The following is a 15,477-nucleotide window of genomic DNA, read 5'->3' as shown; positions in this document are numbered from 1 at the left end:
GTTTTCTGGAACCAGACCCCTTTTTTATTCCTATCAACAGATAGCGAACAACAACCCTTTAAGCCTCCGGCAGCTCCGGGGCAACGCCAGTCTTTTCGTACTCTGCCAGGATGTCAATGCGGCGCTGGTGACGCTCCTCCTCGCTCCACGGCTGGGAGACGAAAGCATCGACGATGGCTAGAGCCTCTTCCTCAGAGTGCATACGACCGCCAAGGCCGATCAGCTGAGCGTTGTTGTGCTCGCGGGCGAGCTTTGCGGTCTCCACCGACCAAGCCAGCGCACAACGAGCGCCCTTGACCTTGTTAGCAGCGATCTGCTCGCCGTTGCCGGAACCGCCGAGCACGATGCCCAGGCTGCCCGGATCGGCGACGGTACGGGAAGCCGCCTCGATGCAGAATGCTGGGTAGTCATCTGCAGGGTCGTAGGTGTGAGCGCCGCAGTCAACGACGTCGTGGCCAGCCTTCTCCAGGTGGGCCTTAATCAGGTTCTTCATCTCAAAACCGGCGTGGTCTGCACCAAGGTAAATACGCATGGCAGCAAGTCTAGCGGTTCCCACGGATTCCACGGCGCCTGCACCCGTTTTAGGTATTGCTTGACGACGTCTCCTGCGCAGCCGAATAGGGTGAAAAGTGACTGTATTTGCGTTTCAACACGTCTTCGAAACCGGAAATTGGGTGCTTTTACCGTGTCTCCTGCGCCGCAAGCTCACTTCCAAGTCGATCCGGATTCCCATGGCTCCCATGGGAATCATCACGCACCGGTGGTGCGAACGGTTCGGCATGACATCAATAAGAAACCATTTATTGTCATTTGGGAGGTCACTCGGGCTTGTGGCTTAGTCTGCAAGCACTGCCGTGCAGATGCACAGCACGAGCCGCATCCTCACCAGCTTTCGACCACCGAGGGCAAGATGCTGCTGGAGACCTTGGCGTCGTATAGCAAGCCGAAGCCACTTGTGGTGCTCACCGGCGGCGACCCTTTTGAGCGTGATGACCTGGAAGAATTGGTGCGATTCGGCACGGAGCAGGGCCTGAATATGTCGCTATCTCCATCGGTGACGCCGCGGCTCACGCCAGAGCGGATTCAGTCACTGCGTGAGGCCGGTGGCAAGGCGATGTCGATGTCGCTCGATGGCGCGACTGCCCAGACCCATGACAAGTTCCGTGGATTTTCGGGCACTTTTGAAAAGACGCTCGAAATGGCTCCGCACATCAACGAGGCCGGTTACCGGCTGCAGATTAACTCGACCCTGACCAAGGGAAATATTCATGAGGCGCCAGCGCTGCTGAAGACCGTCATGGAGATGCAGGCCAAGATGCGGTACGTCTTTTTCCTCGTTCCCACTGGTCGTGGTGCGGATTTGGGCGCTTTGTCGCCGGAGGAACGCGAGGACGTTCTGCACTGGCTATCGGATGTGTCCAACCGAATTGCCATTAAAACGACGGAGGCGCCGCAGTATCGGCGCGTCGTCATGCAGCAGGAGGAAGCGAAGGAAAAGGGGCTGCCACCCTATGAGGGCGGCGAGCTCTACCGCTACTTGACCGAGGAAACGACAAAGCTTCTCGGCGCTGTGCCGGAAAAACCACGCCGGCCGCGCTCCCCCATGGCCGTCAATTCTGGGTCAGGTTTTGCCTTCATTGACCACATCGGCGACGTCTACCCCAATGGTTTCCTGCCGCTTCACTGCGGTAATGTAAAGGCAACACCCTTCCAAGAGATTTATTCCAACTCGCCGGCTTTTAAGGCTCTCCGCGATCCTGATAATTGGCACGGCAAGTGCAGCGTCTGTGAATACCACAGCGTATGCGGTGGGTCCCGCTCGACTGCGTACGCGTTGACCGGGGATTACACGGCATCCGATCCGACATGCATCTACATCCCACCACGGTGGGCTGCCATGAGCGAAGAAGAACGGCAGGCCTCTACCGGGCAAAATGCTGGCGTCGGGGCGGGTCAGCCCTCTTAGCTACATGCCCTAGCCGCTAAAGCTTTCTTAGTCGAAGCGCGGGCTCTCAGTGCGGGAGCGCTTAATTTCGAAGAAGTACGGGTAGCTGGCGACGGCAACCGCGCCATCAAAAATCTTGCCCGCTTCTTCACCGCGTGGGATGCGGGTCAGCACCGGGCCGAAGAAGGCAACGTCGTTGAGCTTGACCACCGGAGTGCCGACGTCGTTGCCGACCTCCTTCATGGCCTCTGCGTGGTTTTCACGCATGAGCTCATCAAACTCCGTAGTCAGGGCCTGGGCCAGGCGCTCTTCCGGCAGACCAACCTCTGCGAGGGCTTCCTTAATCAGCTCGTCGAATGCGTGCTCCGGCTCGTCGACATGCGCGTGGCGATCGATGCGGTTTTCGTTGTGGACCTTCGTGCCCAGCGCGGTGTAAAGCTTGTCGACGGCCTCCTGGCCATCCTGGGAGAACACGGCGTTGAACAGGCGTGCCGGGGTCCAGTTGCACTGCATCATGAACTTGTAATCTTCCGGCAGTTCATCGCGGCCTTCATTGAGCACCGACAGGCTCATCGGCTTCCACTCGATCTCGATGTCGCGGACCTTTTCGACTTCCTTAATCCAGCGCGACGTCACCCAGCAAAACGGGCAGGAAACGTCGAAGTAAAAAGTGACCTTGTCTCGATTGCTCATGTGAAAGTCCTCCTAAAGCATTGATTGACTTATCAACGACTATAGGGCGGAATTTTTCGGCTTGCATTCATGTTTTCCGCGCTCACTCAGAATCCTTCTCAAATCCGGGGTCGTGGTTACACTTGTCGCATGACTTCCACGAACCTAACCAGGACCGAGGCCGCCGACCGTGCGGCCATGCTCGAGGTGTCCCACTACGACATCTCGCTCGACCTTACGACCGCACCTGTCGGTGGGCCGCACAGCGCACCAACATTCGCTTCCAAGACCACAATTTCTCTGAAAGCGAAGCGCGCTAGTTCCACCTTTATTGACCTGCGCGATGCAGTTGTCAAGAGTGTGACCATCGACGGCGTCGACGCCACGGAGGCCGCTCGCTATGACAGCGAGACCGGCATTAACGTAGACCTGACCGAAGGTGACCACACCGTCGTTATCGATGCGGACTGTCGTTACACCAATAACGGCCAGGGCATTCACCGCTTCCAGGATCCCGCCGATGGCGAAACCTACCTGTACTCGCAGTTTGAAACTGCCGATGCCAAGCGCGTGTTCGCCTGCTTTGACCAGCCGGATTTGAAGGCGACGTATTCAATCCACGTCGTGGCACCGAAGGGTTGGAAGGTTGTTTCCAACTCGGTGGCCAAGACCGGCACCACCACCGATCTCCATGGCAATGAGGCCGACACCTTCGACTTCTCAGTGGATGTTCCGCTGTCGACGTATCTCGTCGCAGTCTGTGCTGGCCCGTGGTACGAGGTCACTGACTCGTGGACCGGCACTGTCGCACCGCACCCGGAAACCCCTGCTGAGCACCAGCCGGAGGGAGAGCTGACCATTCCGCTAGGCCTCTACTGCCGCCAGTCCATCGCCGAGTACCTCGATGCCGACACCTTATTCAAGGAGACCAAGGAAGGCTTCGACTTCTACGCCAAGCACTTCGGCGAGCCCTACCCGTTCGGCAAGTACGACCAGATCTTCTGCCCGGAATACAACATGGGTGCGATGGAAAACGCCGGCTGCGTGACCATCCGCGACGAGTACGTCTTCCGCTCCAAGCCCACTCATTACCTCTACGAGCGTCGCAATGACACCATCCTGCACGAGATGGCTCACATGTGGTTCGGTGATTTGGTCACCATGCAGTGGTGGGATGATCTCTGGCTCAACGAGTCCTTCGCTACCTGGTCGGCTGCCGCCGCACAGGTTGAGGTTTCCGATTACAGCCACGCCTGGACCACCTTCGCCAACGTAGAGAAGGCCTGGGCCTACAAGCAGGATCAGCTGCCGTCGACGCACCCGATTGCCGCCGATGCCAGCGACATTGACACCGTCGAGCAGAACTTCGACGGCATCACCTACGCCAAGGGCGCGTCCACCCTCAAGCAGCTGGCCGCCTACGTTGGTCAGGACGCCTTCCTCGCCGGTGCTCGCCTTCACTTTGCCCGCCACCGCTTTGGCAACGCCACCTTCGCGGATCTGTTGGAGGCGCTCTCCGAGGCCTCCGGTCGCGATCTGTCTGGCTGGGCCGATCAGTGGCTGACCACCACCGGCATCACCACCCTGGCGCCAGAGTTCCATCAAGAGGACGGCAAGTACACCTCCTTCGCAGTCACGCAGGAAGGCGCCGAGCCGGGTGCCGGTGAACTCCGTGATCACCGAATCGCAGTGGGCATCTACAACCTGCGCGGCACCGGCGCGGACGCTGTACTTGAGCGCACCAAGCGCGTGGAAATCGACGTCCGCGGTGCCCGCACCGATGTCCCAGATCTGGTCGACACACCAGTTGGCGACGTCGTGCTGGTTAACGACGACGACCTCACCTACAGCATGATTCGCCTGGACGAAGGCTCGCTTGCCACCGTCATCGACAACATCGGCGCTTTCACCGATTCGATGGCGCGCACACTGTGCTGGTCCGCCACCTGGCAGATGGTTCGCGCAGGCCAGATGCGCGCTCGCGACTTCGTCAACCTGGTGCTTCGCGGCATCCCGGGCGAGGATAAGCTCTCCGTCTTGGAGCGCGTCATCGCTCAGGCGGTCAGCGCCATCAACGTCTACGCCGATCCTCAGTGGGCCGAGTCCACCGGCCGCGATCTGCTGGCTCAGGGGCTGTTGGACTACGCGAAGAAGGAAACCGACGCCGACCGCGCCCTGGTTTTCGTTAACGCTCTGGCTACCGTGGGCTCGTCGAATAGCGACGTCGCCGACGCACTGCGCGCCATCTACGCCGGCGACGCCGACAAGGCTGGCTTCCCCGCTGTCACTGTCGACACCGACATGCAGTGGCGCGCCTTGAAGGCTCTGGTTTCCGCTGGTCTCGAAGGCGAGGAGGCCATCGCAGAGCTTGAAAAGACCGACAATTCAGCACTCGGCGCGCAGGCCGCCATCGCCTGCCGCGCCTCCGTGCCGACGCTCGCCAACAAGGCCCGCGTCTGGGCTGAGGCGACTGTCTCCGGCGACGACGCCCCATCGAACCTTGTCATTCGCCACCTGCTGGCCGGCTTCAACGCGCCGGGCTCGGGTGCAGTGCTCGCGCAGGCGCTTGACGACGACTCCCGTGCCACCATCAGCGCGGAGCAGTCGGCAACCTCGCTGTCGGAGCACTTCTTCGCTGTTGCCAACAGCTGGTGGAAGCAGTTCTCCTCCGAGACGGCCCAGACTCTCCTCGAGGGCTTCTACCCCACTTGGGAGATCAGCGAGTCGGCAATCGCGGCCGCTCAGCGCCTGCTCGACAGCGACGAGACCGCATCGCCGGTCAAGCGCATCATTTCTGAGCAGCAGTTCCTGGTGCAGCTCGCTCTTCGCGCCCGCGAGTTCGACGCGAAGTAACAAGTGATTTCGGCCGGCACTTTGGCCGTTATCGTTTTCGTGGCATCAAGTCGATAGACTTGGTGCCATGACAACTTCTCAGACGCTCTTTGACTCCGTCGGCGGCGAGGATGTCTTCAATCGCATCGTCCATGGTTTTTACACGCGCATGCGTTCCGATGACCTCATCGGCCCGATGTACCCCAGCGATGACTGGGAGGGCGCCGAGGATCGACTCCGCATGTTCCTCGTCCAGTACTGGGGCGGGCCGCGTACCTACAGCGAACAGCGTGGTCATCCGCGCCTGCGCATGCGCCACATGCCGTTTTCCATCGGCGAGGCCGAACGCGACCGCTGGCTGGAAATCATGAGCGCCTCACTCGCAGACATTTCCGATGACGAGCTCCCCCGCCCCCAGCGCGAAGCCATGTGGAACCACATGGTGCAGGTTGCTGACATGCTCATCAACCGCTTCGACGCGCAGTAGGAATTAGGCCCTGCGCCACTAGTTCAGCAGCGGCAGCACGCCAAAGGACTCGAGCGTAAAGATCGAGCCAAACCGCCCATCCAGCCGGTGCCACCGTCCCTTTGTGGACACGCGCACCGGCTCTTTTTCATCCGGTTGCTCCGGGATGAAGCCCATCGTGCACAGCGCAAACACGTCCCGCATGGTCACGTCCACCACGCTTTTCGACGTCTCCTGCGACTGCCCTTCCCCTGTATCAACAGTGGCTTCACCGGTACCGCCGCTGACAGTGAGAACCTTTTGGTCCAGCAGAGACGGTGGCATGCCCATCGGGCCGGAAGATTCGACGGCGACCGCGCGCCCCTGCTTCTCGAGAGTCCGGAAGGCAGTGGCTGGAACATAGTCGACAACCTGCCATCCTTCCGGCACTGGCAGGAATCCCGGCCAGGAGGACGCCGACTGCGCATGCACGCGGTATGGCATCGCGGTGAGCGAAGCTTCTTTCTCCTCTCCGTCCTCAGCAGTTTTTGCCTGCGCAAAGGCACGCACTGCGATGTCTTTAATCTCCGCGGCGGTGACGATGATGTCGTCGGGAAGCGCGTGCAGCGCAATCGTGCGCATGGCGAGCGGGCCGATTGGGGTCTTCACCCATACCTGCGACATTGCGGGCGCAGCGTTAGGCGCGGACGAGGAACTGATACCAGCGGCGGCGGTCTTACGTACTCGGATGCGTAGCAACGTGCTCTCGTCGAGGGCGTAGGCCTTATGGGCCAGGACGCCCAGGTTCTTCAGGGCATCGGGAGTGCCGAAGGTCAGCTCGGCAGCGGGATGAGAAGTGGTCACGGCGAATTACTTGTCCTGGTCTTCCTTGTTGTCTTCGATTGCGGGAGCTGCAAAACGCTCCAGTTCACGGCGGGCAGACGGGGAGAGCTCGACTGCCTTCGCAGTCTTGAGATCAAACATCACCATCACGGTTTCGAGCACAGCAACGATGTGATCATGCTGGTCGGAGATTGTCTGGCGAAGTGTGAAAGAGGTGCGACCGAAGTTGATGATCTCGGTCTCAACCACAACTTCCTGGGTGTCCGGCAAAATAGCGCGGACGTAGTCAATCTCCAGGCGACGCACCACTGCCGCAGGCATCCCTGCCCCGCCGCCGAGACCGCGCATCACAAAGTCCAGACGAGCCTGCTGGGCGTATTCCAGGAAAGCGGTGTTGTTGGCGTGGCCATACTGATCGAAATCAGACCAGCGGATAGCGACGTTGGTACGAAATGGTGCTGATTCAGTCATACCCAGAACTATAGGCGTTTTCTGGAGCTACGAGCCTGCGAATACGCGAAAGCCCGGGACCTGTGCACTGGTGCGAGCCAGTCCACAAGGTTCCGGACTTTGCCGTTGGCAAAAATCAGATTCGCGCGAAACAGATTATCGGGTCAGGCGACGGTGCGTGACGCGCGACGGGCGTGCAGCCTCCTCGCCGTAACGCTCAATCTTGTTCTTCTCGTAGCCCTCGAAGTTGCCCTCGAACCAGAACCACTTGCCCTCTTCGAAGTTGCCTTCCCATGCGAGGATGTGGGTACAGGTGCGGTCCAGGAACCAACGGTCGTGGGAAATGACCACGGCACAGCCCGGGAAGTTCTGCAGTGCGTTTTCCAGCGAAGACAGGGTTTCGACGTCAAGGTCGTTAGTCGGCTCATCCAGGAGGATCAGGTTACCGCCCTGCTTCAGGGTCAGCGCGAGGTTCAGACGGTTGCGCTCACCACCGGAGAGAACCTTCGACGGCTTCTGCTGGTCCGCACCCTTGAAACCGAATGCAGACAGGTACGCACGAGACGGCATCTCGTTCTGGCCGACCACGATGTAGTCGAGACCATCAGAGACAACCTCCCAGACGGTCTTTTCCGGATCGATGTTTTCACGACCCTGGTCAACGTAGCTGAGCTGAACAGTCTGACCGACCTTGACCTCACCGGAATCCGGCTGCTCCAGACCCACGATGGTCTTGAACAGGGTGGACTTACCCACACCGTTCGGGCCAATCACACCGACGATGCCGTTACGCGGCAGGGTGAACGACAGGTCCTTAATCAGGACGCGGCCATCGAAGCCCTTCTCCAGGTCCTTGACCTCAACAACCTGGTTACCCAGGCGCGGCGGGGTCGGAATCTGGATCTCTTCGAAGTCGAGCTTCTTGTACTGCTCGGCTTCCTCCACCATCTGCTCGTAGCGCTCCAGACGGGCCTTGTTCTTGGCCTGGCGAGCCTTCTGACCCGAGCGGACCCACGCCAGCTCGTCCTTCAGGCGCTTCTGCAGCTTGGCGTCCTTCTTACCTGCAACCTCGAGGCGCTCAGCCTTCTTCTCCAGGTAAGTCGAGTAATTGCCCTCGTACGGGTAGAGCTTGCCGCGGTCGACCTCACAGATCCAGCCAGCGACGTGATCCAGGAAGTAACGGTCGTGGGTCACGGCCAGGACGGCACCCGGGTACTTAGCCAGGTGCTGCTCGAGCCACAGCACAGACTCGGCGTCCAGGTGGTTAGTCGGCTCGTCGAGAAGCAGCAGGTCCGGCTCGGAGAGCAGCAGCTTTGCCAGTGCTACACGACGACGCTCACCACCGGAGAGGTGAGTAACCGGCTCGTCCGCCGGCGGGCAGCGAAGCGCATCCATTGCCTGCTCAATCTTGGAATCCAGCTCCCAAGCATCAGCGGCGTCGAGCTCCTCCTGGAGCTTGCCCATTTCTTCCATGAGCTCGTCGGTGTAATTGGTGGCCATCTCCTCGGCGATGGCTTCAAAACGAGCCTTCTTCTCGAAGATGTCGCCGAGGCCCTCCTCGACGTTGCCGCGAACGGTCTTCTCCTCATTCAGCGGAGGCTCCTGCAGCAGGATGCCGACAGTGGCGCCCGGCTCCAGGAAAGCTTCACCGTTACTCGGCTGATCAAGGCCAGCCATAATCTTCAGAATCGACGACTTACCTGCGCCGTTCGGACCGACCACGCCGATCTTTGCGCCCGGGTAAAACGCCATGGTGACGTTGTCGAGAATAACCTTATCGCCGTGCGCCTTGCGCACGTTTTTCATCTGGTAGATGAACTCACCCATGGTGGAATTTCGTCCCCTCGTAGAAAGGAAATAAGCAATCCCTGTAGAGGTTACGCATAGGAACCAAAAGGCACAATCTACATGGGCGTACCCGCAATCCTTTCCCACCAAAATCTCTGCCAGGCTCCTAGCAAAACTAGCTGCGAGATAACGCTGCCGAATCGTATGCGATCCCTCCCCTTTCTCAGCAGCGTCACCTCACGTGCAGTAATTACCCCTCCCCTCTTTCCGCTCTTTCAGCGGCTCCCCCCCCTCATTCCGCTCTACAACGATGTACTGGCTCCTGGGTTAGAACGGCGCACTGACTCCTGCATCAGCCATTTCTCGCTGCTCCGAACTAGCTGCACCTGTGTTCCCCGCCTCACCAGCGCCGCCTGTACTAGCAGTGAAGGTGCGCACGGCCCCGGCCTGAGACGCAACTGTCTCAGTAACCGAAGCTTCCGAATCCCCAGTCGATGCCTCACCAAGACCAGTCGGCGACTCATGCGGCTTCTCAGTCATAGTCTTCACTGTTGCCAGGTGACGGCGCAGATTCGGACCTACCGCCTTAGCAATGATCTTCTGGCGCTGATGCTTCGTACCATCATCGCCCTCCCAGCGATCCGTACGAACGTGACCGTGGACAATGACGGCTTGGCCCTTCCACACCGTGTTATTCACGTTCTCGGCGAGCTTGCCCCAACATTCAACATCAAAATATGACGTCTCCGACTGCTCCCAACCATTCTCCCCCTTCCATGACTTGCTGGATGCCACAGAAAACTTGCAGACCTTTGCCCCAGAATTGGTGTTTCGATTTTCCACATGATGGACCACATTGCCCACCACGGTAATAACTGCCTCAGACATCGGGCTCCTCCCCCAAAGAAAGCGTTTACCTACTGCGGCCGAATAATTCGAAGGTGTCTCATTCGTGCCGTGCCAATTACTTTTCCGGCTTCGAGAAACAAATGAAAGAGGTACATAAAAAGCCTGTGGATAAGTTTGTCGAAAAGACAACTATCCACAGGCTACGTATGAAGTTGAGGGGCGAAGTCGCGGCAATCCTCGTCGTCAAGCATGCAAAATCAGCTTAACGACGCTACCTTCCGCGCCTCTTCGAGGCATCAATCGGATTATCCATGTGCACCGGATGCTGCGCGTCAACCTCCGAGGTGTAGTAATCGCGCTCATCCTCGCCGCCAACACCGACCTGCTGGCTCATGCGAGCGAGCATTTCGTTGTAAGCGGCCAACTCCTCATCATTGTTGCGGTCCGCGACGCGGTCGTAGCGGGCTGCATCCTTTTCATCGGAACGCCGCCACTGTACAAACAGCGCAACGGTGACGATGTAGAGCGGAACCTCACCGGCAGCCCACGCGACGGCACCACCAACGTTCTGATCTTCCAGGAGATTCACTGCCCAAGGGAGATCCAGGCTGGCGTAGTAGGTCTCGGCAAGCACCTGCTGCGACTGCATCAGCGAAATACCGAACCAAGCGTGGAACGGCAACGACCCCATCAGCGTGACCAGCTTGACCGACGGCTCAATCTGCTGTGGTGCAGCATCGACACCGATAATGACCCAGTAGAAGATGTAACCGGAGATCAAGAAGTGGATGTTCATGAACACGTGGCCCGCGTGCTCATCAGCCAGGAAGTCGTAAATCGGTGTCATGTAGAGCAGGTAAAAGCCCGCGACGAACTGCACCGTTGCCACAACCGGGTGCGTGAGGAAACGCGACACCGGGTTGTTGATGAAGACCACCAGCCACTCACGAATACCAGGCAGACCATCGCGGCCGGCCGGCTTCAGCGCACGCAGCGCGAGCGTAACTGGGCCGCCCAGGACCAGCATGACCGGAATGCCCATGGAGTAAAGCATGTGGGCGATCATGTGAACCGAGAACAGAGCCGGCATGTACACGCCCAGCGCGCTGCACGAAGTAAACAGCAGCGTGGCACAGCCGGCGAGCCACCACAGGGTGTTGGACAGCGGCCAGGTACCGCCGCGCTTCTTCAGCAAGTAGAGCCAGTACAAGTAAATCCACGCGGCAATGATGGCGGCAGAGCCGAAGAAGATGTCAAAGCGCCACTGCGTGAACATGGCCTCCCAACCGAATGGGATCTCCAGGTTGTAACCTAGCTTGACCTGCATCTGCGTAATCGACGGCAGGCCCTCACCGCCGGCCTGCTCAGAGAAATTCGGTGGCGGCGGAGTACGGCCCAGAGCTACGGCAACGCCGATTGTCAGCGCCATGATGATGACCTCGACAATGGCCAGACGCCAGAATGGACGATTCGACTGAGCGCGCTCAATCTCCGGAATGGTGATCTTGCGGTGCACATAGCCGCATAGGCCCAGCAAGATAGTGAGAACGGCCTTGACCAGCACCATGATGCCGTAGTTGTTGCTGACCAGGTCAGACCAGTCAATGTTGATGGCTGCGTTAATGAAGCCGGAGGCAGACATGGCGATGAAAGCCACCAACGCCACGAAAGAATAGCGCTTCACTACCTCTGGCATCCATTCACCGCGACGACGCGCGTGGCCAACCAGCGCCATCAAACCGCCGACCCAAAACACAGTGAAGGTCAAGTGCCAGATGTAGGAGTTAGTGCCGTAGTCATGGGCACCACCGGAGGCATTGTGGCTTACAACCGCCAGCGGCATCATCGACACCAAGCTGATGGCGAAGAACACCGGCTGCCAAATCCACTTACGAGTCAGCGATGAACCAAGCGCCACAATGCCCGCAAAAATAGCTACCCACAGCCACGCCAAGCCCTCCTTGGTCTGCTCCAACGACACAGCCCAGTTACTCAGCTGAATCGTCGTCGACAGCGGCTGGCCCGACACATCGGAGAGCACCAGCGGAATCTCCATCAGCGCCATGAGGCCCCAGCCGAGCATGGCCCACATACCCGTGCGGGATGCCGTGTAGCCGTCGAGGCCCAAAGTGCCGTCGGCACGCTGCTTCGTACCGAAAGCGGCGAGCATAAACGAACCGACACCGAGGCAGGCGAGCAGCTCACCGGCCGCCTTCGCGAACGGGAACCCGAAGGTGGTGATTGTGCCGGGATCGGGAATACCCAACGTGGCGCGCGAATCCATGTTGAACGCCATCGAGAGCAAACCAGCTAGAACGCCGCCGATAAGTACAAAAACAACGTACCAACCAGCAGATTTACGGACTTTCTTATCCTTGCTAACAGGCGGAGAGGTCTCGGCCTTGGTCGTGGCAGTCATAGCCCTAAGCTTAGCGACCAAAGTCCCTAGAACAGAACCGGTTGTGATTGGCTACATTAGAGACGCTACAATGCTTTTCTTAGCTAGCCTCCATAGCTCAGTGGACAGAGCAGTCGGCTTCTACCCGATTGGTCGAGGGTTCGAATCCTTCTGGGGGCGCGTTTTCTACCCCCGTCTTGAACTGGTGTTTTACGAGTTCAGGCGGGGGTTTACCCTATCTAACTACCCCCGCTAATGTAGGCTCAGATTGGCTCTTGTTGGTTTAAATGCAGCGGAAATGCAGCGGATTTTGGGCATGAAAAAGGTGCCCCACCGGCCAGCTGTTCGGAAATCCCGAACAGCTCAAACCAGCGGGGCAACGGCTCTTCATTAGTTCTCGGTCGGTGGATTCCTGGCTGTCGGTAGCGCCTGCGAATCTTCCACACTTGGTGCCGCAAACCGGCGCTACATCCGAGCCCGTGAACTGGCTCAAGCACCCCGCTCTGGTAACCCGCATTCGACACCAGAGCAGAATATTCCGCAGCCCAGATAGCTGCCGGGCTACTCATCTCCCATACCAAGTACGCTGCAGCGGAAGCAATCTACGAACCAGCCACTGGGGCCATAGCCCGGGAATTTGATGTCGCCACTCAGCTACTGCCAGTGTGGCGAGAACTGCTCGAGAGAACACGAACATGCGGCGGGCGACGTATCGGGGGTGTTTTACACTAGGTTTTGAGGTCAAATTTACCCCCGTCGTGTGGTCAAAGATTGAAAACCATTCACCTTAACGCAGAATAAGGGCAGTCATAAAGAACGCCAAGAAAGGAATCATGCGATGGCCGCCCACACCGCCAAACGAGTCCTCATCATCGCAGCCTGTGTTGCAATTCCGTTCGCCGCTGCCTGCGGATCAAACAACGACCCCTCCCCATCAAGCAGCAACATGTCGACCAGCTCGACATCAACGCCCTCGCCGTCAAGCACCACGTCCACTGAATCCACCACTGATTCTCCGTCTGAATCATCAAGCCCAAAGAACAGCCCCAACCCCACCCTCGAGCACACCACCGAACCTACCTCTTCGCCCCGTGGAGGTGAGTCCACGTCCGCACGCCCAACCGGGTATACCGAAGCCCCAGGCCAAGCAGAACCATCTGAAATGAACAAAACCGTGGCATCCTGCGGCGACCCCGCTTTGCATGAGACCGGGACAACATTCTTCACCGACGGTTCAAGCGGCTGGACGCAGCAGTGCGCCTCCCAGATGATGGCGCAGCAGCCGGCGGCGACACCAGAACCAGCTCCGGCTCCCGCCGCGCCGGCTCCTGAACAGCAAGAATACTACGTAACCCCAGGCGCTTACTGTTCAGGAGGAGGAACAGGAGTCAGTAAGAACGGCACACCTATGACCTGCTCCGCCGGCCCGGACGGCCAAGCCCGCTGGCGCTCTCAATAAACAAAGGAAACGCAATGACTTTCGAAGACCGCACTACGCAAGCCGCCGCAAGGAAGCCGTTCTATAAGCGCTGGTGGTTCATCTTACTGACGGTGCTAATCGTTCTCGCCCTCGTATTTTTCGGTGTGGTGTTATACGAGGCAAAGCGCATCGCCGGTGATATCGACGCCTCAGTTGATGATTGCAAGGAGCAGGTCATCAACCGCGCTAAATACCCTGGGGGCGCGAGAATCGTTGACTACGACGTGGAACATTCTCCTGTAGAAAATTCCAACCACGCTGTTCGTGTAACTGGTGAAGCTGACTTCCCAAATGGATTCGGGACACCGGTGCGGATGACGTTTGAATGTCCAAACATCATCGTATTCGGCTCCGACGGATACAAAGTGCTCGATGTATATGTCCACGAAAAGTAAGGCCGTCTCTCTCTCTCTCCCCCCCCCCTTCCCTTATCTAGAATGACGATTCACATGAATAAGAAATTCCTCGCAGGCGCATTATTAACCACGATTCTCGTCAGCGCCTGTGGCACTGACGAATGGGCAAGCGCTGAAGACGAACGCGATGCATACGCATCTCTTCTATGCAGCCGGGCACTTAAGGATGACGCGGCAGCACAGCAGGTGTTTACAGAGATCCTTACTAACAAAGATGATTACTCGCATGCAGATTACAAGGCTGCGATGAAGGGGATGCTGCATCTGGAGGGCGCCGAGGCTATCGGCGGAGAGAACCTGGAGATTGACGCTGCGGGTGACGGGTCATGCAGTGGGTGGCTGTGGAATAAGTACCGGGAGCAGAATTGGGATGACGAGCAGATGCGGAATTTTAAGCCGTCTGATGCTCGTGAATTGGGTTTGCTTGAGGATTAACGGTAATGGGAAGAGGCGCTCAATCCGATACAGCATCAGGGAGCGCCCCACTCCTACGCCCCCCGCAGTATCGACGGAAACAAATAGTGCGCTCAACAAGGTGAGATCCCATTGGCAAAACGTGTCTATCTTTACGCTGACGAAACAGGAAACCTCGACTACACAGGAACACCTAACCCCCAGGGTGGTGGCGCCTCAACATACTTCGGTTTCGGCACCGCAACCTTCAGCACAGATCATCACGGCGACAATCTGCTCCAGGGGCTTCATCTAAGGGCTCAGTGCGCAAAACAAAATATGAAGCTCACTAGGGGCTTCCACGCTGTCGATGATTCCGCGCGGACCCGCAATGAAATGTTTCAAGAAATCAAAAGACAAGCGCCACGGTTCGACACAACCTTTCTCTACAAATCCAACGCTTACGAATCTGTTAAGCAAGCAGGACCTATGCGTTTATACAAGATGGCGTGGTACCTGCACTTAAAGGAGATTGCACTACAGGTATCCCGACCTGAGGATGAGCTTTTCGTAATCGTGGCCGAGTTCGGAACCAAAGGAATTCGAAAGGCCGCATTCGAGGCGGTCCACGACGTCTGCCAACAAATTAAACGAAACATCACCTTGTGTGTATGGACATCACAATCAGCCTGGGGGCTCCAAGTTGCTGATTACGGATTATGGGCAGTGCAGCGACATCTTGAAGGCAAAAAATGCTCTTGGTACAAGCCGTGTATCGAGCCAACTCTTGCTAGTACTTTCACGCCCTGGGGAATGCCTTAGACATGCTGAAACCGGCTATCTCACCTATCAGGGTGGGAAGTCCTCCCCTGGAGGACTTATCGCCGGTTTCAACCTCATTTTACCCACACCAGAAAAACTACGCAAAGGACACCACCTAACGCGCCCCAACATGACCGATGCAGA

The 15,477-nt window shown here is 58.2% G+C and carries 15 protein-coding genes and 1 tRNA gene; 8 read left to right on the top strand and 8 right to left on the bottom strand.

The genetic code is table 11. The annotated features are described in order from the left end of the window. Positions 1-58: 58 nt before the first annotated feature. Positions 59-532 carry a ribose-5-phosphate isomerase gene (locus CRD20_RS08420; protein WP_005511109.1) on the bottom strand — a complete coding sequence of 158 codons (474 nt, stop codon included), beginning with the start codon at positions 530-532 and terminating at the stop codon, positions 59-61. 228 nt (positions 533-760) lie between these two features. On the opposite strand from CRD20_RS08420, the gene CRD20_RS08415 reads away from it, so the two are divergent. Further along, positions 761-1,966, top strand: a complete 1,206-nt coding sequence (locus CRD20_RS08415; RefSeq protein WP_187405240.1) for a TIGR04053 family radical SAM/SPASM domain-containing protein — start codon at positions 761-763, stop codon at positions 1,964-1,966. Between the two features lie 27 nt (positions 1,967-1,993). Here the strand turns inward: CRD20_RS08415 and CRD20_RS08410 are convergent, their stop codons facing one another. Next, on the bottom strand, positions 1,994-2,638 hold the full coding sequence (locus CRD20_RS08410; RefSeq protein ID WP_049189866.1) for a DsbA family protein: 645 nt from the start codon (positions 2,636-2,638) through the stop codon (positions 1,994-1,996). Positions 2,639-2,767: 129 nt separating this feature from the next. Here CRD20_RS08410 and pepN point away from each other — a divergent pair, with 129 nt between their 5' ends. Next, positions 2,768-5,470, top strand: a complete 2,703-nt coding sequence (pepN, locus tag CRD20_RS08405) for an aminopeptidase N (RefSeq protein ID WP_187405230.1) — start codon at positions 2,768-2,770, stop codon at positions 5,468-5,470. 67 nt (positions 5,471-5,537) lie between these two features. Beyond that, complete coding sequence (locus tag CRD20_RS08400) at positions 5,538-5,936, top strand: globin (protein WP_070546401.1); 399 nt, start codon at positions 5,538-5,540, stop codon at positions 5,934-5,936. A gap of 18 nt (positions 5,937-5,954) precedes the next feature. Here the strand turns inward: CRD20_RS08400 and CRD20_RS08395 are convergent, their stop codons facing one another. The 5 genes from CRD20_RS08395 to CRD20_RS08375 all read right to left on the bottom strand — a co-directional run bounded on the left by CRD20_RS08395 (position 5,955) and on the right by CRD20_RS08375 (position 12,243). Then, positions 5,955-6,758: a hypothetical protein gene (locus CRD20_RS08395; protein WP_049189871.1), complete on the bottom strand. Its 804-nt coding sequence runs from the start codon at positions 6,756-6,758 to the stop codon at positions 5,955-5,957. Positions 6,759-6,764: 6 nt separating this feature from the next. Next, positions 6,765-7,208, bottom strand: a complete 444-nt coding sequence (locus CRD20_RS08390; RefSeq protein WP_016422286.1) for a thioesterase family protein — start codon at positions 7,206-7,208, stop codon at positions 6,765-6,767. Between the two features lie 135 nt (positions 7,209-7,343). Then, positions 7,344-9,014, bottom strand: a complete 1,671-nt coding sequence (ettA, locus tag CRD20_RS08385) for an energy-dependent translational throttle protein EttA (RefSeq protein WP_016422285.1) — start codon at positions 9,012-9,014, stop codon at positions 7,344-7,346. A 288-nt stretch (positions 9,015-9,302) separates the two neighbouring features. After that, positions 9,303-9,863, bottom strand: coding sequence for a single-stranded DNA-binding protein (locus CRD20_RS08380; RefSeq protein ID WP_049189873.1), 561 nt, complete (start codon positions 9,861-9,863; stop codon positions 9,303-9,305). 232 nt (positions 9,864-10,095) lie between these two features. Then, entirely contained in the window at positions 10,096-12,243 is a 2,148-nt protein-coding gene (locus CRD20_RS08375) for a cytochrome c oxidase assembly protein (RefSeq protein WP_049170976.1), read from the bottom strand. Positions 12,244-12,329: 86 nt separating this feature from the next. On the opposite strand from CRD20_RS08375, the gene CRD20_RS08370 reads away from it, so the two are divergent. Beyond that, positions 12,330-12,402: transfer RNA gene (locus CRD20_RS08370), tRNA-Arg, on the top strand. Between the two features lie 651 nt (positions 12,403-13,053). Here the strand turns inward: CRD20_RS08370 and CRD20_RS08365 are convergent. Beyond that, positions 13,054-13,329, bottom strand: coding sequence for a hypothetical protein (locus tag CRD20_RS08365; protein ID WP_160313715.1), 276 nt, complete (start codon positions 13,327-13,329; stop codon positions 13,054-13,056). A 55-nt stretch (positions 13,330-13,384) separates the two neighbouring features. On the opposite strand from CRD20_RS08365, the gene CRD20_RS11210 reads away from it, so the two are divergent. From CRD20_RS11210 to CRD20_RS08345, 4 genes are all read left to right on the top strand, one after another. Beyond that, the gene (locus CRD20_RS11210; protein WP_224783793.1) at positions 13,385-13,681 is read left to right on the top strand and encodes a hypothetical protein; all 297 of its coding nucleotides are present in this window, start codon (positions 13,385-13,387) and stop codon (positions 13,679-13,681) included. A 14-nt stretch (positions 13,682-13,695) separates the two neighbouring features. Continuing rightward, complete coding sequence (locus CRD20_RS08355) at positions 13,696-14,097, top strand: hypothetical protein (RefSeq protein ID WP_049193745.1); 402 nt, start codon at positions 13,696-13,698, stop codon at positions 14,095-14,097. A gap of 54 nt (positions 14,098-14,151) precedes the next feature. After that, the gene (locus tag CRD20_RS08350; protein ID WP_070438898.1) at positions 14,152-14,553 is read left to right on the top strand and encodes a hypothetical protein; all 402 of its coding nucleotides are present in this window, start codon (positions 14,152-14,154) and stop codon (positions 14,551-14,553) included. Between the two features lie 111 nt (positions 14,554-14,664). Then, entirely contained in the window at positions 14,665-15,333 is a 669-nt protein-coding gene (locus CRD20_RS08345) for a DUF3800 domain-containing protein (RefSeq protein ID WP_049193743.1), read from the top strand. Positions 15,334-15,477 lie beyond the last annotated feature (144 nt).

The sequence above is a fragment of the Corynebacterium sp. LK33 genome (assembly GCF_014334955.1).
GTDB lineage: Bacteria > Actinomycetota > Actinomycetes > Mycobacteriales > Mycobacteriaceae > Corynebacterium > Corynebacterium jeikeium_D.
Note: the sequence above shows the minus strand (reverse complement) of the source record. Positions and strands in the feature narration are given on the sequence as shown.

Excerpts from the sequence above, each read along its gene's own strand:
- CRD20_RS08390 (WP_016422286.1), bottom strand. The coding sequence starts at position 7,208 with ATGACTGAATCAGCACCATTTCGTACCAACGTCGCTATCCGCTGGTCT.
- CRD20_RS08350 (WP_070438898.1), top strand. The coding sequence starts at position 14,152 with ATGAATAAGAAATTCCTCGCAGGCGCATTATTAACCACGATTCTCGTC.
- CRD20_RS08400 (WP_070546401.1), top strand. The coding sequence starts at position 5,538 with ATGACAACTTCTCAGACGCTCTTTGACTCCGTCGGCGGCGAGGATGTC.
- CRD20_RS08355 (WP_049193745.1), top strand. The coding sequence starts at position 13,696 with ATGACTTTCGAAGACCGCACTACGCAAGCCGCCGCAAGGAAGCCGTTC.
- CRD20_RS08420 (WP_005511109.1), bottom strand. The coding sequence starts at position 532 with ATGCGTATTTACCTTGGTGCAGACCACGCCGGTTTTGAGATGAAGAAC.
- ettA (WP_016422285.1), bottom strand. The coding sequence starts at position 9,014 with ATGGGTGAGTTCATCTACCAGATGAAAAACGTGCGCAAGGCGCACGGC.
- CRD20_RS08375 (WP_049170976.1), bottom strand. The coding sequence starts at position 12,243 with ATGACTGCCACGACCAAGGCCGAGACCTCTCCGCCTGTTAGCAAGGAT.
- CRD20_RS08380 (WP_049189873.1), bottom strand. The coding sequence starts at position 9,863 with ATGTCTGAGGCAGTTATTACCGTGGTGGGCAATGTGGTCCATCATGTG.
- CRD20_RS08410 (WP_049189866.1), bottom strand. The coding sequence starts at position 2,638 with ATGAGCAATCGAGACAAGGTCACTTTTTACTTCGACGTTTCCTGCCCG.
- pepN (WP_187405230.1), top strand. The coding sequence starts at position 2,768 with ATGACTTCCACGAACCTAACCAGGACCGAGGCCGCCGACCGTGCGGCC.
- CRD20_RS11210 (WP_224783793.1), top strand. The coding sequence starts at position 13,385 with ATGAACAAAACCGTGGCATCCTGCGGCGACCCCGCTTTGCATGAGACC.